We start from the raw sequence: 20,196 nt of genomic DNA on the forward strand, positions 1-20,196 counted from the left end.
GGGGGGGGACACCACCGTTCCGGGCGCTGCCCCGGGCTTTGTCGAGTATCCGGGCAGTCCATTCCAGCTGTACCAGCCGTATCCGCCGGCGGGCGACCAGCCGACGGCCATCGACAGCCTGGTCCAGGGCATGGAAGACGGCCTGATGTACCAGACGCTGCTGGGTGTCACCGGGTCGGGCAAGACCTACACCATGGCCAACGTGATCGCCCGTCTCGGCCGTCCGGCCCTGGTGTTGGCGCCCAACAAGACGCTGGCTGCGCAGTTGTACGCCGAAATGCGCGAATTCTTCCCGAAGAACGCGGTCGAGTACTTCGTCTCGTACTATGACTATTACCAGCCCGAGGCCTACGTGCCGACGCGCGATCTGTTCATCGAGAAGGACTCGTCCATCAACGAGCACATCGAGCAGATGCGGCTGTCGGCCACCAAGAGCCTGCTGGAGCGCCGCGACACTGTGATCGTGGGCACGGTGTCCTGCATCTACGGTATCGGCAATCCCGGCGACTACCACGCCATGGTGCTGATCCTGCGCTCGGGCGACCGGATTTCCAGGCGCGAGATCCTGGCGCGGCTGGTCGCCATGCAGTACACCCGCAATGACGCCGAGTTCACGCGCGGCGTGTTCCGCGTGCGTGGCGAGACGATCGACATCTTTCCGGCCGAAAGCGCCGAGCTGGCGCTGCGGTTGACACTGTTCGACGACGAGATCGAGAGCCTGGAGCTGTTCGACCCGCTGACCGGCCGCATCCGCCAGAAGCTGCCCCGCTTCACGGTGTACCCGGGTTCGCACTACGTAACGCCGCGCGATACCGTCCTGCGCGCCATCGAGACGATCAAGGAAGAGCTGCGCGAGCGCGTCAAACGCTATGTCGACGACGGCCATCTGGTCGAGGCGCAGCGGCTGGAGCAGCGCACCCGCTTCGATCTGGAAATGCTGCAGGAGCTGGGCTTCTGCAAGGGCATCGAAAACTATTCGCGGCATCTATCGGGTGCGGCGCCAGGCGAGCCGCCGCCCACATTGATCGACTATCTGCCCAGCGATGCGCTGATGTTCATCGATGAAAGCCACGTCACCATCGGGCAGTTGAGCGCCATGTATCGCGGCGACCGGTCGCGCAAGGAAACGCTGGTCCAATATGGATTCCGCCTGCCTTCGGCGCTGGATAACAGGCCGCTGAAGCTGGAGGAATTTGAAGCGCGCATGCGCCAGTGCGTGTTCGTGTCCGCCACGCCGGCTGCCTATGAGCGCGAGCATACGGACAACGTGGTGGAGCAGGTGGTGCGTCCCACGGGTCTGGTGGATCCGGAGGTGCAGGTGCTGCCGGCGCGCACCCAGGTCGACGACCTGCTGGGCCAGATCAAGGCCAGGGTGGCGGTGTCGGAGCGCGTGCTGGTGACCACGCTCACCAAGCGCATGGCCGAGGATCTGACCGACTTCCTGGGCGAGCACGGCATCCGCGTGCGTTATCTGCATTCCGATATCGATACCGTCGAACGCGTGGAAATCATCCGTGACCTGCGGTTGGGCACGTTCGACGTGCTGGTCGGGATCAACCTGCTGCGCGAGGGCCTGGACATTCCCGAGGTTTCGCTCGTAGCGATCCTGGATGCCGACAAGGAAGGCTTCCTGCGCTCGGAGCGCAGCCTGATCCAGACCATCGGGCGCGCCGCGCGCAACCTCAACGGGCACGCGATCCTTTATGCCGACCGCATCACGGATTCGATGCAGCGGGCCATGCAGGAAACGGAGCGGCGGCGTGTCAAGCAGCTGCAGTTCAACGCGGACCACGGCATCACGGCGCGTGGCGTCAGCAAGGCGGTGCGCGAGCTGATCGACGGCATCGTGGCGCCGGTCCAGCACGATGCGCTGGAAGCGTCGGTTCCCGCGGAATTCCTGAACGACGAAAAGGCGCTGGCGCGCGAGATCAAACGCCTGGAAAAGCTGATGATGGACCACGCCCGGAATCTGGAGTTCGAACAGGCTGCCGCCGCCCGCGACACCCTGACGGCATTGAAGCAGCGCGTCCTGCTGGACGGCGCGGTGTGAGGCGAGGGCGGCTTGGCGGGCCGCCCATCTGCCTCTCGGGTCGCTGACGAAAAGCTGAAAAATGTTGTTCTGGCGCAGCGCAATCGGGCGTTCAAATTTTGCGCAGATTTTTCCCGGACAAGCTTGGGGAAGGTCTGGATTTTTCATTCCAATTCATTGATTTAAAAGTAAATTTTTGATACGGCATTTTGTCCTGCTCCCCCCTTTTGGATGCAAAAAAAGCTTGCCTTATCGCGGGTTTTCCCGCACACTTGCCAGCATGATGACCAAGGTACTTTTCGTTTGCATGGGCAATATCTGTCGCTCGCCGAGCGCAGAGGGCGTGTTTCGCCATTTGGTGAACGACGCGGGTTTGGGCGACGTGGTTCGCATCGATTCCGCCGGCACGCACGCGTTTCACATCGGCGAGGCGCCTGACGCCCGGGCGCAGGCCGCGGCGCGCAAGCGCGGCTACGAGATCACGCACTGCGAGGCGCGTCAGGTCACCGCGGAAGATTTCCGTGAATTCGATCTCATCCTCGCCATGGACTGGGACAATCTGTCCGCCATGCAGCAGCAGTGCCCGAAGGCCTATCAGCACAAGCTGATGCTGCTGATGCGCTTCGCCAATGAGTTCGAAGAAGCCACCGTGCCTGATCCTTACTACGGCGGCGCCGACGGTTTCGGCAAGGTGCTGGACTACCTGGAAGACGCCTGTCAGGGCGTGCTCGAACTGGTCCGCAAGCGCGCCACTCAATACCAGGCGGCCTGAGCCCCTGGTTCGGGTCGGCGATAGCCGGCCTGGGCTGAATTGGCAGTGAATCAACCGCGCGTCAGCGCGGTTTTTTCTGGTTACGAGCCATACCAATTTAGTCGGGAATTTGTTATACTTGAGCCAATTACTCGGGTATTGGCCGTTGGATTCTCTGGCGGCCATGGCCGATTCACAGGGAACCCACCATGCGGTTAACTACCAAAGGGCGTTTCGCCGTGACTGCCATGATCGATCTGGCTATGCGGCAGCATAGCGGTCCGGTCACTCTCGCGGCCATCAGCCAGCGCCAGAATATTTCGCTTTCCTACCTGGAACAGCTGTTCGGAAAGCTGCGCCGCCACGAACTCGTGGATAGCGTGCGCGGCCCCGGCGGCGGTTATTCGCTCGCCCGCCTGGCGCGCAACGTGACCGTTGCCGACATCATCTTCGCCGTGGACGAGCCGCTGGATGCCACCAGCTGTGGTGGCAAGCGCGACTGTACCAGCGGCAACGACGGCAAGCCGGGCAAGTGCATGACGCACGAACTCTGGGCCACGTTGAACCGCAAGATGGTCGATTACCTGGATTCGGTGTCCCTGCAGGATCTCGTGGATCAGCAGCGTGTGCGCCAATTGCAGGAAGCCAATAATCAGGCACAGGCCTGCGCCGTGCGTGTGAACCGGGTGGGTGGCGCGAACGCCGCCAACGCCCCGACCACGACCGTCGCCGCCAACGCCACCGCATAAGCAGCATCAGGAGTTTGTAGAAATGACCACCCGCCCGATCTATCTGGACTACTCGGCCACCACGCCGGTCGATCCCCGCGTCGTCGACAAGATGGTTCCCTGGCTGTACGAGAACTTCGGCAACCCGGCCTCGCGCAGCCATGCCTTCGGCTGGGAGTCCGAGGACGCCGTCGAGCGCGCCCGCGAGGAAGTCGCCAAGCTGGTGAACGCCGATCCGCGCGAAATCGTCTGGACCTCCGGCGCGACCGAGTCCGACAACCTTGCCATCAAGGGCGCCGCCAACTTCTACGCCGAACGCGGCAAGCACATCATCACCGTCAAGACCGAGCACAAGGCCGTGCTGGACACCTGTCGCGAGCTGGAACGCCAGGGCTTCGAGGTGACCTACCTGGACGTCAAGGAAAACGGCCTGATCGACCTGGACGTGTTCAAGGCCGCGCTGCGCCCTGACACCGTGCTGGTCTCGATCATGATGGTGAACAACGAAATCGGCGTGATCCAGGACGTGGAAACGCTGGGCGAAATCTGCCGCGAAAAGGGCATCATCTTCCATGTGGACGCCGCGCAGGCGACCGGCAAGGTCGAAATCGACCTGCAGAAGCTCAAGGTCGACCTGATGTCGTTCTCGGCTCACAAGACCTACGGCCCCAAGGGCATCGGCGCGCTGTACGTGCGTCGCAAGCCGCGCGTGCGCATCGAAGCGCAGATGCACGGCGGCGGCCACGAGCGTGGTTTCCGCTCGGGCACGCTGGCCACCCACCAGATCGTCGGCATGGGCGAAGCCTTCCGCCTGGCGCGCGAGGAAATGGGCACCGAAAACGAGCGCATTCGCATGTTGCGCGATCGTCTGTGGGCCGGCCTGTCGCAGATCGAAGAGGTCTACCTGAATGGCGACATGGACCAGCGCGTGCCGCACAACCTGAATGTCAGCTTCAACTATGTCGAAGGCGAGTCCCTGATCATGGCGATCAAGGAACTGGCCGTCTCCAGCGGCTCGGCCTGCACCTCGGCCAGCCTGGAACCTTCCTACGTGCTGCGCGCCCTGGGCCGCAACGACGAGCTGGCGCACAGCTCGATCCGTTTCACGCTGGGCCGCTTCACCACCGAGCAGGAAATCGACTACGCGGTCGAACTGCTCAAGAGCCGCGTGGGCAAGCTGCGCGACATGTCGCCGCTTTGGGAAATGGCCAAGGAAGGCATCGACCTGAATACCGTGCAGTGGGCTGCGCATTAAGCGCCCGCGCCTTGAAATACGTGGAGAATCAATATGTCTTACAGCACTAAGGTCCTGGACCACTACGAAAACCCGCGCAACGTCGGTTCGTTCGACAAGTCGGACGACTCCGTCGGCACCGGCATGGTCGGCGCTCCCGCCTGTGGCGACGTCATGAAGCTGCAGATCAAGGTCAACGAATCGGGCGTGATCGAAGATGCGCGCTTCAAGACCTACGGCTGCGGCTCGGCCATCGCCTCCAGCTCGCTCGTGACCGAATGGGTCAAGGGCAAGACGCTGGACGAAGCGCTGACGATCCGCAACACGCAGATCGCCGAGGAACTGGCGCTGCCGCCCGTGAAGGTCCACTGTTCCATCCTGGCCGAAGACGCGATCAAGGCCGCGGTGCAGAACTACAAGGAAAAGCACTCGGTTCCGGCCGAGGCGGCGGCGAACTGAAAATGAATATGGCCCACCCCCGAAGCGCTGCGCGCTTCCCCCTCAAGGGGGCATGCCGGCGGACCGGCGGAGCCGGATCCGTGGCATCGCGATGGAGCGATATCGGTTTCATGCGTGGCGGGTGGTGCGTCGGCACCCTGGAAGAATAATATGTCCGTTACCTTGACCCAGAAGGCAGCCAATCACATCGGCCGCTACTTGCAAAAGCGCGGCAAGGGCATCGGCTTGCGGCTCGGCGTTAGGACCACGGGCTGCTCCGGCATGGCGTACAAGCTGGAATACGTGGACGAGGCAGCGCCCGAGGACATGGTCTTCGAGAGCTTCGGCGTGAATGTCTACGTCGATCCCAAGAGCCTTGCCTATCTGGACGGCACTGAGCTTGACTACGCACGCGAAGGCCTGAACGAAGGCTTCAAGTTCCGCAACCCCAACGAGAAGGCGACCTGCGGCTGCGGCGAGTCGTTCACGGTGTAAGTCTTGGCTGGAGACGATCACTTCAGCCTGTTCGGCTTGCCGGCGCGCTTCGACCTCGATACGCAAATGCTGGAATCGGCGTGGCGCACCGTGGCCGCGCAGGTGCACCCAGACCGCTATGCCACCGCCAGTCCGGCCGAGCGCCGGGTGGCGATGCAATGGGCGGCGCGAGCCAACGAGGCCTATCGCCAACTGCGGGATCCGATGCTGCGGGCGCGCTATCTGTGCGAACAGGCAGGCGTGGACCTGCAGACCGAGAGCAACACGTCCATGGATCCGGCGTTCCTGATGCAGCAGATGAGCTGGCGCGAAGCGCTGGACGATGCGCGCGGCGATGCCGCTGCGCTGGCATCGCTGCAAGCAGAGCTGCAGGAGGCGCGCGGACAGATGCGAGCGCGCCTGGCGCAACTGCTGGACGTGGACAAGGACTACGCGGCAGCGGGGCAGAAAGTGCGGGAATGGATGTTCGTGGAGAAGCTGGCGCAGGAGCTGGCCCACGCGCAACCGGCGGAATAGTCCAGGGCGCCGGACGGCCGCCACCGAACTTGCGGCCGGGCTGCGCCCACTGAGCAGAAAAACACAATCATGGCTTTATTGCAGATTTCCGAGCCTGGCGAATCGCCCGCGCCGCACCAGCGCAAACTGGCGGTGGGCATCGACCTTGGCACCACCAATTCGCTGGTCGCCGCCGTGCGCAGCAGCGTGGCCGAAGTCCTGCGCGACGAGCAAGGCCATGCGCTGCTGCCTTCGGCGGTGCGCTATTTCCCCGGCGGTCGGGTCACGACCGGTCGCGAGCCGCTGGCCGAGCAGGCGCTGGACCCGTTGAACACCGTGGTGTCGGTCAAGCGCTACATGGGCCGTACGCTGGAAGAGGCGCGGGCCTCGCGCGCGCCGTATGAATTCGTGGACGCGCCCGGCATGGTGCGCATCCGCACGGTGCAGGGCGACCTGAGTCCGGTGGAAGTGTCCGCCCAGATCCTGGCCGTGCTGCGCCAGCGCGCCGAGGATGTCCTTGGCGACGACCTGGTCGGCGCCGTGATCACGGTGCCCGCCTATTTCGACGACGCGCAGCGCCAGGCGACGCGTGACGCCGCCAAACTGGCCGGCCTGAACGTGCTGCGCCTGCTGAACGAACCCACTGCCGCGGCCATCGCCTATGGCCTGGATAACGCCGCCGAAGGCGTGTATGCGGTCTACGACCTGGGGGGCGGCACGTTCGACGTGTCCATCCTGCGCCTGACGCAAGGCGTGTTCGAAGTGATCTCCACCGGCGGCGACACGGCCCTGGGCGGCGATGACTTCGATGCGCTGATCGCCGACCACGCCGCGAGCGGCCTGGGTTCCGCCGAACTGCCGCCGGCCGACCGCCGCGCGCTGCTGGTGGCGGCGCGTGCGGCGCGTGAAGCGCTGTCCGACGCCGACGATGCGCGTCTGCGCCTGACCTTGTCGGATGGCCGCGAGCTGGACTTCGCGCTCAGCCGGCAGCAATTCGAATCGCTGGCCCAACCCTTGGTGCTGCGCACGCTGGATTGCGCGCGCCGCGCCTTGCGCGATGCCGAGTTGCGTCCCGCCGACGTGCGCGGCGTGGTGATGGTGGGCGGGGCCACGCGCATGCCCGTGATCCGCGCGGCCGTGGGCGAGATGTTCGGCACGACGCCGCTGACCGACCTGGATCCCGATCAGGTGGTCGCGCTGGGCGCCGCGCTGCAGGCGAACCTGCTGGCCGGCAACCGGGCGCCGGGCGAAGACTGGCTGCTGCTGGATGTGATCCCGCTGTCGCTCGGCCTCGAAACCATGGGCGGCCTGGTGGAGCGCGTGATTCCGCGCAACAGCACGATACCCGTGGCGCGCGCCCAGGAATTCACCACGTTCAAGGACGGCCAGACCGCCATGAGCATTCACGTGGTGCAGGGCGAGCGCGACCTGGTGAGCGATTCCCGCTCGCTGGCCCGCTTCGAGCTGCGCGGCATTCCGTCCATGGTGGCGGGCGCGGCGCGCATCCGCGTGACTTTCCAGGTGGATGCCGATGGCCTGTTGAGCGTGACCGCGCGCGAGCAGAGCAGCGGGGTCGAGGCAGCCGTCTCGGTCAAGCCTTCGTATGGCCTGAGCGACGACGAGATCGCCCGGATGCTGGCCGACAGCGTGGCGCAGGCCGATTCCGACGCGCGCGCGCGCATGCTGCGCGAGCAGCAGGTCGAGGCGCGCCAACTGGTGGAGTCGGTGCAGGCCGCGCTGGCCGCCGATGGCGATCTGCTGGACGCCGACGAGCGCAAGCGTGTGGACGATTGCCTGAGCGCCGCCGCCGGCGCGCAGGAGCTGTTGGACGTGGACGCGGTCAAGGCCGCCGTCGAGGCGTTGTCGGCCGCGACCGACGAATTCGCCGCGCGGCGCATGGACCGCAGCATCCGTGCGGCGCTGGCCGGCCGCAAACTTGACGAGATCGCCTGATAACAAGCTATGCCGAAACTGACTGTACTGCCTCACCCCGAATACTGCCCCGAAGGCGCGGTGATCGAAGACGCGCCCAAGGGCGTGTCGATCTGCCGCATCCTGTTGGACAATCACATCGACATCGAGCACGCCTGCGAACTGTCCTGCGCCTGCACGACCTGTCATGTGGTGGTCAAGGAGGGCTATTCCTCGCTGGAAGACGCGACGGATGACGAGGAAGACCTGCTGGACAAGGCCTGGGGCCTGACGCCGACCTCTCGCCTGTCGTGCCAGGCCTGCGTCGCCGACGCCGACCTGACGGTCGAGATCCCCAAGTACACGATCAACCATGCCAAAGAGGGCCATTGATGAAGTGGACCGACACCTACGAGATCGCCGCCGCGCTCTACGACGCGCATCCCGACGTGGACCCCAAGACGCTGCGTTTCACCCAGCTGCGCGAGTGGGTGCTGGCCTTGCCGGGGTTCAATGACGATCCCGCCCATAGCGGCGAGAAGATCCTTGAAGCCATCCAGATGGCCTGGATCGACGAAGCGGACTGAACCGCTGGCTGAAGACGCTCCCTGACGGGAGCGTTTTGCATTGCGGCGGACATTCCGGATCCCGCAATCAGGGACCGGACGCGCTTCGGGCCGTCGATGATGCCGGGTTCGGGCTGCCGCGCGGCGATATTGCCGCGCGGCACGTCACGTGGGCGGGGCCTCACGGTATCATCAAGGCTTCGTCAGCGCGTTTGGCGCCCCAGCGTCCCGCTGACGCTTTCCGAACGAGTCTGTCGGCCCGAGTTTGTTCGATCAGGTCTGTCAGGCCGAGGCCATTCACCGAGTCCATTCGACCGAGTTCATCGATGCCCGCTGCCCAACTGCGTTTTGGATTGGCCGCCAACCGGCTGCACCATGAAACCCCCGATGCCGCGCTGTTCACTTGGTTGCGCGCCAGTTCCGCCACCATCCGTGAACTGGGCGTGCAGCTGCACACCGTGGGTCGCACGCACGACGCCATCGTGCGCGAGGGCATGTTGCAGGGCTACAGCGGATTGATCCGCTATCCCTATGGCCGCGAGGGCGGGCTGATGAAACTGGTGGCGCGCGTCACCGAAGGTCGAGACGGCCAGGCGCCGTTCGACGGCGCCATCTACTTGATCGATCCGGTCGATCCTTCCTCGATTTTTCCCGAGGCGCTGGCGCTCAAGCGGCAGTGCATCACGCACGGCCGTCCGTTCATCTCGACGCTGGCCGGCGCCATCGAATGGATGGAGGTCGAGCGCGTGCATGCGGGCCTGACGCCGGACGCGTCGCTGTCCCGCATGTTCGATTACGAGGGCCAGACGCTGGCCCTGATCGCCCACGATGCGCTCAAGGATGAGATGGTGGCCTTCGCCAGCGAGCATTTCGACGTGCTGTCCCGTTTCGCGCGGCGCGTGGCCACCGGCACGACGGGCGGCCGGCTCAATGACCTGGCCTGGTCGCGAGGCTGGCCCAAGGACAAGCCCTGGGTACATCGCTACCTGAGCGGGCCGCTGGGCGGCGACGCGCAAATCGCCGAACTGGTGCTGGAACACCAATGCCAGCGCGTGATCTTCTTCGAGGATCCCCACGTGGCGCGCCAGCACGAGGCGGATATCCAGTTGCTGGAGCGCGCGGTGCGCGTGGTCACGGAGTCCGCGACCTGCGCGACCTCGCCGTCGGTGGCGCGCCGCTGGGCGCAGGCGGTGGAAAAGCGCGGAGCCTGAGACCGCAGGGTGAATCGGCGGCAGGCAGCGGAGCCGGGCTGCGTCGCAGCAAAGTGTCACGCTTGCGGCGGCGGGCTTCTGCGAGAATAGGGCGCGAGTGCGGCGCGATGCGCCGCGTCCACTCGGCCGCAGGCCACCAATGGCCGGGCCATCTTGTTCAACGCAAGGAGGATGCCATGATGCAAGCAGTATCGTTTGCCCGCATTTGCGCCGGCTTGGCTGGCGCGGTCTTGTTGAGCGCGAGTCTGGCAGCCAAGGCGGCCGACAAGGTGTATTTTGTCGAACCCAAGGACGGGGCCACGGTGGCTAGCCCGGTGAAGGTGAAGTTCGGCGTGGACGGCCTGGCCGTCAAACCGGCCGGCGACATGAGCGCCGGTTCCGGGCACCACCACCTGATCGTTGACGGCAAGCCCGTGCCCAAGGGCGAGGTCGTGCCGACGGACGACACGCACATCCACTTTGGCAAGGGCCAGACCGAAACCGAGCTCAAGCTCGCGCCGGGCAAGCACACGCTGACCATGCAGTTCGCCGACGGCGCGCATCGCTCTTATGGGCCGGACCTGAGCAGCACGATCTCGGTGACGGTGAAGTAGTCCTATTTTGCAAGGCTGGGGCCGCCTGCTGCCACGTCATCTGTGCAGCGGCGGCCATCTACGTGCCGTGTGGGTCAAGGCCAGGATCCATACCGTGCCGTCCGGCGCGATTTCATAGGCCAGCCGATACCGTTCATGCGGAACGAGTTCGCGCACGCCGGGAACGTCTGCAGGCTTGCCGATGCGCGGGTGTGTGGCGAGCTTGGCGGCAGCCAGGCTGAAAAGCTGGTCCACACGCGCCGCGGCTGCGGCGCTGTCGGCGGCGATGTAATCCCAGATATCAGAGCGATCCTGTTCGGCTTGCGGCGTCCAGACGACGGTCACGCCTTGTCTTCCGGGGCGGTTCGTATACGTCTGGCGGCGTAGACGGCTTCGACCTCGTCGTTCGGGCGGCCCAGGCCGGCGCGCATGGAGGCGCGTGCGGCGTCGATCTTGCCGCGTCGGTAGTCGTCATGGTCGCGAGCCGGCTGATGCTGGGCGACATAGTCGCGCATTAGTTCGCTGACGATCTGGGACGCGGGCCGATTCTCGGCGGCGGCCTGTGCCAGGAATGCGGCGTGCAGAGCGGGTTCCAGGGTCATGGTGAAAATGGTCTCTTCAGGCATGTGGGAGTCCTTTTTTTACCAAGGGGAGTATGGGCGGTACAGGCTCGGCATGTACGACTTGCGATGAATGCAGGACCGATGGCAAGACGTGCAAACCATCGCGTCTTGCGGCTCTCCGAGACGCTTGCCGATGGGGCTAGGCAAGGCCCGCGCCAAAGCACGCTAGCGTGCTGCCCGCAGGCCGTCCATCCTGCGGCAGCCAGCCTCAAGCCCCCGTGAACCGCGGCGGCCGCCTTGCGCGGAACGCCGCCACGCCCTCGGCGAAATCTGCCCGCGTCGCGCTTTGCAGAAAGCAGGCGGTTTCTTCACTGAGCTGGGTTTCCAGCGTGGCCTGCGCCGCCGTGCGCAGCAGCCGCTTGGCGCCGGCGATGCCGTGCGGCGCATGGGCGGCGATGGCGCCCGCGTAGGCCGCCGCCTGTTCGCGCAGCTGACCGGTCGGTGCTACTCGGGTGACCAGGCCCCAGGACAGCGCTTCCTCGGCGCTGAACGGATCGTGCCGCAGCAGCAGGTCCAGCGCCCGCTTTGGTCCCACTGTGCGCATCAGACCGTGCGTCATGCCGGCATCGGGCGTGGCGCCCAGCTTGAGATACGCCGTCATGAAGCGCGTGCCGGCCTCGGCGATCGCGAGGTCGCAGGCCAGCGTCAGCGACAGACCGGCGCCCGCGGCGATGCCATGCACCTGCGCCAGCCAGACCTTGTCCATGCGCGCGACGCGCACGAGGAAATCGTTGAGTGGCGTGAACAGGTCCATGAGCGACGCGCGCACCGCGCAGGCCGCGCCTTCGAACATCGAGATGTCGCCGCCCGCACAGAACGCGTTGCCCGCGCCCTGCAGCGTGACCACGCGAATGTCGGCGCGGGTTTCCAGCCACTGGGCGGCGCGCTGCAGGTCTTCGGCCATGGCCACGTCGATGGCGTTGAGCGCGTCGGGCCGGTTCAGCGTCAGCGTGGCGGCGGCGCCGCCGGTTTGGAGGATGAGCGTGCGGAAGGCGGGCAGACCGGTGTTCATGGCGAGTCTCCGGGGTAGGGCGCGGGCTGGGACGGATACCGGGTAAATACCAGCTACTTGTTCAAAAACCGCGATGCTATGTTCTGGACCGAGCGCTTGCTTGGTTTGTTGTCACGCCAAGCTAGCGTAACGCATAGAACGATTTTCCGGCGCTGTATTGGCGTAGGTTAAGACAGGTTCGTTGCATCGCCTGCCTCGCGGGTTGTCGCCAGTGCTTGCTGGATACCGAAGGGCCGTCGCCTCGCGCGCCGGCCTGCCGGCTCGACAAGAAGCGGACTTCGCGTCCCTGCGAGGAGACTACAGGTGGATCAATCCGACAGCGCCCCCTTGCTGGAGGTGGACGGGATCACGCTGGCGTTCGGCGGTATCAAGGCGCTGACCGGCGTGGGTTTTCGCGTGCAGCCCGGCTCCATCACCACCGTGATCGGACCCAACGGCGCCGGCAAGACCTCGCTGTTCAACACCATCTCCGGCTTCTACCATCCCGCCTCGGGCCAGATCCGTTTCCAGGGCGCCGATATCACGCGCAAGCCGGCGCCCGAGCGCGCCAGGCTGGGACTGGCTCGCAGTTTCCAGAACATCTCGCTGTTCCGCGGCATGACCGTGCTGGACAACATCAAGCTGGGTTGTCACGCGCACCTGCGCAGCAACGTGCTGGACGCGCTGCTGTACCTGGGCCGCGCGCGGCGCGAGGAAATGGCGCTGCGCGCCGAGATCGAGGAACGCATCATCGATTTCCTGGAGATCGACCACATCCGCCACGCGCCGGTGTCGGCGCTGTCCTACGGCCTGCGCAAGCGCGTGGAACTGGCGCGGGCGCTGGCGATGCGGCCCAAGGTGTTGATGCTGGACGAGCCGGTGGCCGGCATGAATCGTGAAGAGACCGAGGACATGGCGCGCTTCATCCTGGACGCGCGCGCCGAATGGGGCGTGACGGTGCTGATGGTGGAGCACGACATGGGCATGGTCATGGACCTGTCCGATCACGTGGTGGTGCTGAACTTCGGTCAGGTGATCGCCGACGGCGCGCCGGCGCAGGTGCAGGCCGATCCCGAGGTGATCAAGGCATACCTGGGCGCGGGCGACGTGGGCGACCTGCGCCGCCGCCTGCGGGAGGCGGCCTGATGGACGGGCTGTTCTTTCTGGAGGTGACGCTGGCCGGGCTGGGCAGCGGCGGCCTGTACGCGCTGGCGGCGCTGGCCTTCGTGATCGTCTACAAGGCGACCCGCGTGGTCAACATCGCCATCGGCGAGTTCCTGATGATGGGCGCCTACGCGTTCTATGCCTTCGCCGCCGGCATGGATTGGCCGGTCTGGCTGGCCATCGCCGGCGCGGTGGCGGCCTCGGGCCTGCTGGGCGCGGTGGTCGAGCGCCTGACCATACGTCCGATGCTGGGCGAGTCGCCGATCTCGGTGTTCATGGTGACGGTGGGGCTGGCCTCGATCCTGGTGGGCGTGGTCGAGCTGGTCTGGACGGCCGACCAGCGACGGCTGCCGGAGTTCATGCCGCGTTCGCCGGTGATGGTGGGCGAGGCGTTCGTGGCGCCCAAGGTGTTCTACGGCTTCTGGGTGGCGGCGGCGCTGATCCTGGTGGTGCTGGCGATATTCCGCTACTGGCGCGGCGGCGTGGCCCTGCGCGCCACTGCTGCCGACCAGGGCGCGGCCTACGCCATGGGCATCAACGTGCCGCGCGTGTTCTCGCTGGCCTGGGTGGCGGCGGGCGCGATCGCGGCGGTGTCGGGCGTGATCGTCGGCGCCATCGGCGGCATTTCCTCGTCGATGGGCGTGTTCGGCCTGTCGGTGCTGGTGGTGGTGATCGTGGGCGGCCTGGACAGCGTCGTCGGCGCGTTGGCGGGGGGGCTGTTCATCGGCGTGCTGGAAGCCTGGGCCGGCGCCTACCTGGGCGGCGAATACAAGCTGCTGGCCACTTTCCTGGTGCTGGTGGCGGTGCTGATGGTCCGGCCTTACGGCCTGTTCGGCACCCGTGAAATCGAGAGGCTCTGAACCATGCGCATCGCGACCGCGAAGCAGACCTACCAGGCGGACGAGGCGCTGTTCGATACGCGCGTGCAGCGGCTCTGGCTGCTGTTCCTGGCGGCGGCGCTGGCGCTGTTTCCCTTCGTTGCCGACGCCTACTGGCTGTACCTGGCCTGTCTGGTGGCCATCAACGTGGCCAGCGCCACCGGGCTGAACATCCTGACCGGCTACACCGGGCTGGTCAGCCTGGGGCAAGCCGCCTTCATGGGCCTGGGCGCGTACACGGTGGCGGTGCTGGAGCAGCGGCTGGGCACGCCGGCGCTGCTCAACCTGCTGGCAGCCGGCGTGGTGGCGATGCTGGGCGGGCTGGTGGTGGGCGTGCCGTCGCTGCGGGTGAAGGGGCTGTACCTGGCGATCTCCACGATCGCCGCGTCCTTCATCGCGCACTTCATCTTCGCCAACGGGTCGTTCACCGGCGGCACCGCCGGCCTGCAGGTGCCGCCCGCGCGGCTGTTCGGGGTCGACCTGGATACCTCGTTCCGGATCTACTGGCTGATCGTGCCGCTGACCGCGCTGATGGTGCTGGGCGCGGCCAATCTGTTCCGCACGCGCATCGGCCGCGCCTTCATCGCCATCCGCGACCGCGACATCTCGGCCGAGGTGCTGGGCATCCGGCTGCTGCGCTACAAGCTGCTGTCCTTCGGCCTGTCCTCGTTCTACGCGGGCGTGGCCGGCGGTCTGTGGGCCTACTTCTTCCGCGTGGTCACGCCGGAGAGCTTTCCGCTGATCATGTCGATCTTCTTCCTGGCCGCCGTCATCGTGGGCGGCATGGGATCGATCCTGGGCTCCATCCTGGGCGCGGCCTTCATGACCATGGTGCCCGAGATGCTCAAGCTGGTGGTGGGCTGGCTGCCGGTCGGCGGCGACGCGCTGAGCCTGATCTCGCCCGTGCGCACCATCGTGTTCGGCCTGCTGATCGTGGGCTTCCTGATCTTCGAGCCGCTGGGGCTCGCGGAAATCTGGCGGCGTGTGCGCCGCTATTTTCACCTCTGGCCGTTCCGCGCCTAGCCCGCGGACGCCGCAGACAAGCAGACTACAAGCAGACCACAAGGAGACATCCCATGAAGCGCATCCCGACAGGCGGTTTGTTGAAATGGCTGGCCCCCTTGGGGCTGGCGGCGGCGCTGGCCGTCGCGCCCGCGGCCCAGGCCGAGGAAGACCTGGTGCTGGGCGGCTCGATCCCGCTGAGCGGCGTGTTCGCCTTCGCCGGCCAGGGCATCCACGCCGGCATCACCGACTATGTGAAGATCGTCAATGACCAGGGCGGCATCAAGGGCCGCAAGCTGCGCTACGTGCCGGAAGACACCGCCTACAAGGTCGACGCCTCGGTGGCCGCCTTCAAGAAGATCACCAGCCAGAACAAGGTCAACTTCTACTACGGCGATTCCACCGGCTTTTCCAAGACCATCAACGCCGAACTCAACCGCGCGGGCAACATCCTGATGACCGGCGCGTCCTTCGCCACCGAGTTGAACGACCCGGCCAAGTATCCGGCCCAGTTCATGCTGGGGCCGGACTATACCGAGATGTTCGGCATCCTGCTGCGCTACATCGCCAAGGAAAAGCCGGGCGCCAAGGTCGCCTTCGTGTATTCGGACACCGAGTTCGGCCGCGATCCCATCGCCAGCTCGCGCGCCGTGGCCGAGAAGCTGGGCCTGAAGGTGGTCACCGAGATCATGACGCCGCCGGGCAGCGTGGACGTGTCCACCGAGGTCATCAAGCTGCGCCGCGCCGATCCGGACTACACCATCTTCCACGGCTACGTGCTGGCGCCGATTCCGGAATTCGTCGGGCAGGGCAAGCGCATGGGCCTGAAGACGCAGTACATGGGCACCTTCTGGACCATGGACAATTCCACCGTGATGCAGATGGGCGAGGACGCCGAGGGCTTCATGGGCGTGATGCCGTACCGCTATTACTACGACCAGGCGGCCGACGCGCCCATGCTGAAGAAGATCCGCGAAATGCGGCCGCAGTACCAGAGCACGGGCTACATGCAGGGCTTCCTGGCCGCCATGCTGTTCACCGAGGCGGCCAAGCGCACGCTGGACGCGGGCAAGGACCTGAGCGCGACCAACATGAAGGCGGCGCTGGACGGCATCAAGGATTTCGACACCGGCGGCCTGATCGGCGTGCCCATCAGCATGAAGGGCAATTCCATTCCCGTGGGCCGGATCTACCGCGCCGACGTGAAGCAGAAGCAGATGGTGCCGGCTTCAGACTGGATCGTGCTCAAGTAAGGCGGACGCGGCCATGACCGAGGGACAGGAAGCGCCGCGCGCGCTGCTGGACATCAACAACATCGAAGTCGTCTACAACAAGGCGGTGCAGGTGCTGCGCGGCCTGTCCCTGTCCGTGCCGGCCGGCGGCATCGTGGCGCTGCTGGGCAGCAACGGCGCGGGCAAGTCCACCACGCTCAAGGCCGTGTCAGGGCTGCTGGACCTGGAGGATGGCGCGCTGGTGGCCGGGCGCATCGCTTTCGATGGCGGCGACACCGCCGGCGCGCGGCCGCAGAACCTGGTGCGCGCGGGACTCGCGCACGTGATGGAGGGGCGGCGCGTGTTCGAGGACCTGAGCGTCGAGGAAAACCTGGTGGCCGCCACCTACGCGCTGACCGGGCGGCGCGACGCCAAGCCGGACTTCGACCTGGTGTACGGCTACTTTCCCCGGCTGCATGAACGGCGCAAGGGCCTGGCCGGCTATCTGTCGGGCGGCGAGCAGCAGATGCTGGCCATCGGCCGGGCGCTGATCGCGCAGCCCAAGCTCATGCTGCTGGACGAACCGTCGCTGGGCCTGTCGCCCATGCTGGTCGAGAACATCTTTTCCATCATCGCGCGCATCAACCGCGAGCAGGGCGTGGCCATGCTGCTGGTGGAGCAGAACGCATCCGTGGCGTTGGCGGTGGCGCACTACGGCTACATCATGGAGACCGGCAAGGTGGTGATAGACGGCAGCGCCGACAAGCTGGCGGCGGACCCGGACGTGCGCGAGTTCTACCTGGGCGTGGGCGGCGCCGGCGAGACGCGCGGCTTCCGCGACATCAAGCACTACAAGCGCCGCAAGCGGTGGCTGTCATGAGCGGCGCGCGCGACCGCATGTCGGTGGTGGGCGAAGCGCGCCCGGCCTGGCCCGAGCTGACGCTGCCGCAGATGCTGCGCGAGCAGGCGCGGCGCCAGCCGGACGGGCTGGCCTTGCGCCAGAAGGACTTTGGCATCTGGAAGCCCAGTAGCTGGGCGGAATACTGGCGGCGCGCCTGCCGCGTCGGCCTGGGGCTGCGCGCGCTGGGCCTGGCGCCGGGCGGGCGCGTGGCCATCGTCTCCGAGAACCGCATCGAGTGGCTGCTGACGCAGATGGGCGCGGGCGCGGTGGGCGCGGTCGCCGTGGGCGTGTACGCCACCAGCCCGGCCGAGGAAATGGGCTATGTGCTGGAACATGCCGACATCGAACTGGTCGTGTGCGAAGACCAGGAGCAGGTCGACAAGGTGCTGCAGGTCGCCGACCGCCTGCCGGGCCTGCGCCGCATCGTCGTGATCGAGACCAAGGGCCTGCGTTCCTATGCCGTCGCCGAGCGCGCGCGCATCGTTACCTTCGCGCAGGTCGAGGAAGACGGCCAGCGGCGCCAGGACCTCGAACAGGGGGCGCTGGATGCGGCGCTGGATGGCCAGCGCCTGGCCGATATCGGGCTGATGATCTACACCTCGGGCTCGACCGGCAAGCCCAAGGGCGCGATGCTGAGTTACCGCAATATGCGCGGCGTGGCCTGGGGCATCGCCGAGCGGCTGGAGATGGACGCGCGCAGCGTGCACCTGTCCTATCTGCCGCTGTGCCACGTGGCCGAGCAGATGCTGTCCACCTTCGTGCCGATCTACGTGGGTTCGCAGGTGAATTTTGGCGAATCCATCCGCACCGTGCAGGAAGACCTGCGCGAGGTCGCGCCCTCGATCTTCCTGGGCGTGCCGCGCATCTGGGAAAAACTGCACGCGGCGATTTCCATCAAGATACAGGAAGCCGGACGCCTGCAGCAATGGCTGTACCGGCGGGCGCTGACGGCCTGCGCGCCGTTCCTGGAAAAGTCGTCGGCGCAATACAGCTGGCGCGAACGTTGGACCCATGCGCTGTGGTACTGGCTGGTGCTGCGCGCCTTGCAGAACTTCATCGGCCTGCGGCGCGTGCGGGTGGCGATGACCGGCGCGGCGCCGATTCCGCCGGACGTGGTGCGCTACTTCCGCAACATCGGCGTGCCGCTGCTGGAGGTCTATGGCCTGACCGAGTCCTCCGGCATGATCTTCGGCCAGCATCCCGACCGGGTCAAAGTGGGCACCGTGGGCGAGCCCATCGCCGGCGTGGGCTGGCGCGTCGGCGAATCCGGCGAACTGCAGGTGCGCGGCGACATGGTGTTCGAGGGTTACTACAAGAACCCGCAGGCCACGGCGGATACCGTGCGTGACGGCTGGCTGCACACGGGCGACGTGGTGGCGGTGCAGGGCGGGCGGGTGCGCATCGTCGACCGCATGAAGGACATCATGATCACCTCCGGCGGCAAGAACCTGACGCCGTCCGAGATCGAGAACGCGGTCAAGGGCAGTCCCTATGTGAAGGAGTGCATCGTGATCGCTGACGGACGCAAGTACGTGTCGGCGCTGGTGCAGCTGGAATTCGACACGGTCGGCAAGTGGGCCGAGTCGCGCCGCATCGCCTTCACGCACTTCCGTTCGCTGGCCGAGCATCCGCAGGTGCGCGCGCTGGTCGAGCAGGAGATCGCGCGCGCCAACCAGGGCCTCGCGCCGGTGGCGCAGATCAAGCGCTTCCACCTGCTGACCAAGGAACTGGATCATGATGACGGCGAAGTCACGGCGACCATGAAGGTGCGCCGCGCCAGCATCTATCGCGCTTACGCGCATGAAATCGAAACGCTTTACGCCGAGGAGAACGCGGCATGAATGAAGCGGTGATCGTGCAAGCCGTGCGCACGCCTTTCGGCAAGCGCGGCGGTGTCTGGGCCGATACGAGGCCAGACGATTTGCTGGCCAGCGCGGTGACGGGCCTGTTGCGGCGGGCCGGGCTGCCCGGCGAGCGGGTCGACGACCTGATCGCCGGCTGCGTCAGCCAGGCGGGCGAGCAGGGCGCCAACATCGGCCGCCTGGCCGCCATGCTGGCCGGACTGCCAGAGACGGTGCCGGGCGTGTCGCTGAACCGCATGTGCGGGTCCAGCCAGCAGGCCGTGCATTTCGGCGCCCAGGCCATCGCCGCCGGCGACATGCGCTATGTGATCGCCGGCGGCGTCGAGAGCATGAGCCGCGTGCCCATGTTCCTGGACGTGACGCTGGGCCAGGGTGAGTTCCGGGGCTTCGACACGCTCAATCCCGCATTGCTGCAACGCTATCCGCTGGTGCACCAGATCGAGAGCGCCGAACGCATCGCCGAGCATTGGGGGCTGACGCGCGCCGAGATGGACGACTGGGCGCGCCAGAGCCATGCCCGCGCCTGGGCGGCGGCGGGCGCCGGCCTGCACGACGAGCTGCTGCCAGCCCCCGCCGGCGTGCCGGCGCGCGATGAAGGCATCCGCGAACACACTGACCCCGCGCGCATGGCGGCGATGGCGCCGGCGCTGCGGCCGCCGGGGCAGGGCGGCGTGACCGCCGCCAATGCCAGCCAGCTGTCCGACGGCGCCGCCGCCGTGCTGCTGGCCGACATGGACGCCGCGCTGGCCGACGGTCTGCGTCCGCTGGCGCGCTTCAAGGCGCGGGTGGCGATCGGCTCGGACCCGGTGTTGCAGCTGACGGGCGTGATCCCCGCCGCCGAGCGGGCGCTGGCGCGCGCCGGCCTGACGCTGCGCGACCTGGACTGGATCGAGATCAACGAGGCCTTCGCCAGCGTGGTGCTGGCCTGGCTGCGCGCCACAGGCGCCAATCCCGAGCGTGTCAATCCCTGGGGCGGCGCCATCGCGCACGGCCATCCGCTGGGCGCGACCGGCGCGGGCCTGATGGCCAAGATGCTGGCCGGGCTGCGCGCCATCGACGGACAGTTCGGCATGCAGCTCATGTGCATCGGCCACGGCATGGCCACGGCCACCATCCTGGAACGGCTGTAGCGAA

At 66.5% G+C, this 20,196-nt stretch carries 22 protein-coding genes; 19 read left to right on the plus strand and 3 right to left on the minus strand.

Features of this window, described 5'->3' with window-relative positions; genetic code table 11:
- From uvrB to AC6LJ5_RS13545, 12 genes are all read left to right on the plus strand, one after another.
- Window positions 1-2,050, plus strand: a 2,050-nt coding sequence (uvrB, locus tag AC6LJ5_RS13490; RefSeq protein ID WP_498140725.1) for an excinuclease ABC subunit UvrB, incomplete at its 5' end; no start/stop codon positions are given.
- A 259-nt stretch (window positions 2,051-2,309) separates the two neighbouring features.
- On the plus strand, window positions 2,310-2,801 hold the full coding sequence (locus AC6LJ5_RS13495) for a low molecular weight protein-tyrosine-phosphatase (protein ID WP_103275065.1): 492 nt from the start codon (window positions 2,310-2,312) through the stop codon (window positions 2,799-2,801).
- Between the two features lie 188 nt (window positions 2,802-2,989).
- Window positions 2,990-3,529, plus strand: coding sequence for a Fe-S cluster assembly transcriptional regulator IscR (gene iscR / locus AC6LJ5_RS13500; protein ID WP_103275064.1), 540 nt, complete (start codon window positions 2,990-2,992; stop codon window positions 3,527-3,529).
- A 22-nt stretch (window positions 3,530-3,551) separates the two neighbouring features.
- Window positions 3,552-4,763: an IscS subfamily cysteine desulfurase gene (locus tag AC6LJ5_RS13505; RefSeq protein WP_103275063.1), complete on the plus strand. Its 1,212-nt coding sequence runs from the start codon at window positions 3,552-3,554 to the stop codon at window positions 4,761-4,763.
- A 33-nt stretch (window positions 4,764-4,796) separates the two neighbouring features.
- Entirely contained in the window at window positions 4,797-5,201 is a 405-nt protein-coding gene (iscU, locus tag AC6LJ5_RS13510; protein ID WP_498140726.1) for a Fe-S cluster assembly scaffold IscU, read from the plus strand.
- Between the two features lie 150 nt (window positions 5,202-5,351).
- Window positions 5,352-5,675, plus strand: coding sequence for an iron-sulfur cluster assembly protein IscA (gene iscA, locus AC6LJ5_RS13515; protein WP_103275061.1), 324 nt, complete (start codon window positions 5,352-5,354; stop codon window positions 5,673-5,675).
- 3 nt (window positions 5,676-5,678) lie between these two features.
- Window positions 5,679-6,191, plus strand: coding sequence for a Fe-S protein assembly co-chaperone HscB (hscB, locus tag AC6LJ5_RS13520; protein WP_212312614.1), 513 nt, complete (start codon window positions 5,679-5,681; stop codon window positions 6,189-6,191).
- Between the two features lie 69 nt (window positions 6,192-6,260).
- Window positions 6,261-8,123 (plus strand): Fe-S protein assembly chaperone HscA, encoded by a 1,863-nt coding sequence (gene hscA, locus AC6LJ5_RS13525; protein ID WP_498140727.1) that lies wholly within the window; start codon window positions 6,261-6,263, stop codon window positions 8,121-8,123.
- A 9-nt stretch (window positions 8,124-8,132) separates the two neighbouring features.
- Entirely contained in the window at window positions 8,133-8,474 is a 342-nt protein-coding gene (fdx, locus tag AC6LJ5_RS13530; protein WP_103275058.1) for an ISC system 2Fe-2S type ferredoxin, read from the plus strand.
- Window positions 8,474-8,668, plus strand: a complete 195-nt coding sequence (iscX, locus tag AC6LJ5_RS13535) for a Fe-S cluster assembly protein IscX (RefSeq protein ID WP_212312617.1) — start codon at window positions 8,474-8,476, stop codon at window positions 8,666-8,668. Before fdx ends, iscX begins: the two co-directional genes overlap by 1 nt.
- A gap of 305 nt (window positions 8,669-8,973) precedes the next feature.
- Window positions 8,974-9,858 (plus strand): methylglyoxal synthase, encoded by an 885-nt coding sequence (locus tag AC6LJ5_RS13540; protein ID WP_103275056.1) that lies wholly within the window; start codon window positions 8,974-8,976, stop codon window positions 9,856-9,858.
- Window positions 9,859-10,034: 176 nt separating this feature from the next.
- Window positions 10,035-10,451, plus strand: coding sequence for a DUF4399 domain-containing protein (locus AC6LJ5_RS13545; RefSeq protein ID WP_498140728.1), 417 nt, complete (start codon window positions 10,035-10,037; stop codon window positions 10,449-10,451).
- Between the two features lie 36 nt (window positions 10,452-10,487).
- Here the strand turns inward: AC6LJ5_RS13545 and AC6LJ5_RS13550 are convergent, their stop codons facing one another.
- The 3 genes from AC6LJ5_RS13550 to AC6LJ5_RS13560 all read right to left on the minus strand — a co-directional run bounded on the left by AC6LJ5_RS13550 (window position 10,488) and on the right by AC6LJ5_RS13560 (window position 12,065).
- Window positions 10,488-10,775: a type II toxin-antitoxin system RelE/ParE family toxin gene (locus AC6LJ5_RS13550; protein ID WP_498140729.1), complete on the minus strand. Its 288-nt coding sequence runs from the start codon at window positions 10,773-10,775 to the stop codon at window positions 10,488-10,490.
- Entirely contained in the window at window positions 10,772-11,056 is a 285-nt protein-coding gene (locus AC6LJ5_RS13555; protein WP_498140730.1) for an antitoxin of toxin-antitoxin stability system, read from the minus strand. Before AC6LJ5_RS13555 ends, AC6LJ5_RS13550 begins: the two co-directional genes overlap by 4 nt.
- A gap of 205 nt (window positions 11,057-11,261) precedes the next feature.
- Window positions 11,262-12,065 carry an enoyl-CoA hydratase/isomerase family protein gene (locus AC6LJ5_RS13560; RefSeq protein WP_498140731.1) on the minus strand — a complete coding sequence of 268 codons (804 nt, stop codon included), beginning with the start codon at window positions 12,063-12,065 and terminating at the stop codon, window positions 11,262-11,264.
- A gap of 327 nt (window positions 12,066-12,392) precedes the next feature.
- On the opposite strand from AC6LJ5_RS13560, the gene AC6LJ5_RS13565 reads away from it, so the two are divergent.
- The 7 genes from AC6LJ5_RS13565 to AC6LJ5_RS13595 are packed head-to-tail and all read left to right on the plus strand — an operon-like array spanning window position 12,393 to window position 20,192.
- On the plus strand, window positions 12,393-13,190 hold the full coding sequence (locus tag AC6LJ5_RS13565) for an ABC transporter ATP-binding protein (RefSeq protein WP_369869795.1): 798 nt from the start codon (window positions 12,393-12,395) through the stop codon (window positions 13,188-13,190).
- Entirely contained in the window at window positions 13,190-14,068 is an 879-nt protein-coding gene (locus tag AC6LJ5_RS13570) for a branched-chain amino acid ABC transporter permease (protein ID WP_103275050.1), read from the plus strand. The genes AC6LJ5_RS13565 and AC6LJ5_RS13570 overlap by 1 nt, the downstream gene beginning before the upstream one ends.
- Before the next feature lie 3 nt (window positions 14,069-14,071).
- A complete protein-coding gene (locus AC6LJ5_RS13575) occupies window positions 14,072-15,109 on the plus strand; it encodes a branched-chain amino acid ABC transporter permease (protein WP_103275049.1) in 1,038 nt (345 codons plus the stop codon).
- 53 nt (window positions 15,110-15,162) lie between these two features.
- On the plus strand, window positions 15,163-16,341 hold the full coding sequence (locus AC6LJ5_RS13580; protein WP_498140732.1) for an ABC transporter substrate-binding protein: 1,179 nt from the start codon (window positions 15,163-15,165) through the stop codon (window positions 16,339-16,341).
- A gap of 13 nt (window positions 16,342-16,354) precedes the next feature.
- Window positions 16,355-17,179 (plus strand): ABC transporter ATP-binding protein, encoded by an 825-nt coding sequence (locus tag AC6LJ5_RS13585; protein ID WP_392413447.1) that lies wholly within the window; start codon window positions 16,355-16,357, stop codon window positions 17,177-17,179.
- Window positions 17,176-19,041 (plus strand): AMP-dependent synthetase/ligase, encoded by a 1,866-nt coding sequence (locus AC6LJ5_RS13590; RefSeq protein ID WP_498140733.1) that lies wholly within the window; start codon window positions 17,176-17,178, stop codon window positions 19,039-19,041. Before AC6LJ5_RS13585 ends, AC6LJ5_RS13590 begins: the two co-directional genes overlap by 4 nt.
- Window positions 19,038-20,192, plus strand: a complete 1,155-nt coding sequence (locus tag AC6LJ5_RS13595) for a thiolase family protein (protein WP_103275045.1) — start codon at window positions 19,038-19,040, stop codon at window positions 20,190-20,192. The genes AC6LJ5_RS13590 and AC6LJ5_RS13595 overlap by 4 nt, the downstream gene beginning before the upstream one ends.
- The last annotated feature ends 4 nt before the right edge of the window (window positions 20,193-20,196 follow it).

This window comes from Achromobacter sp. 1011791174 (genome assembly GCF_059760925.1).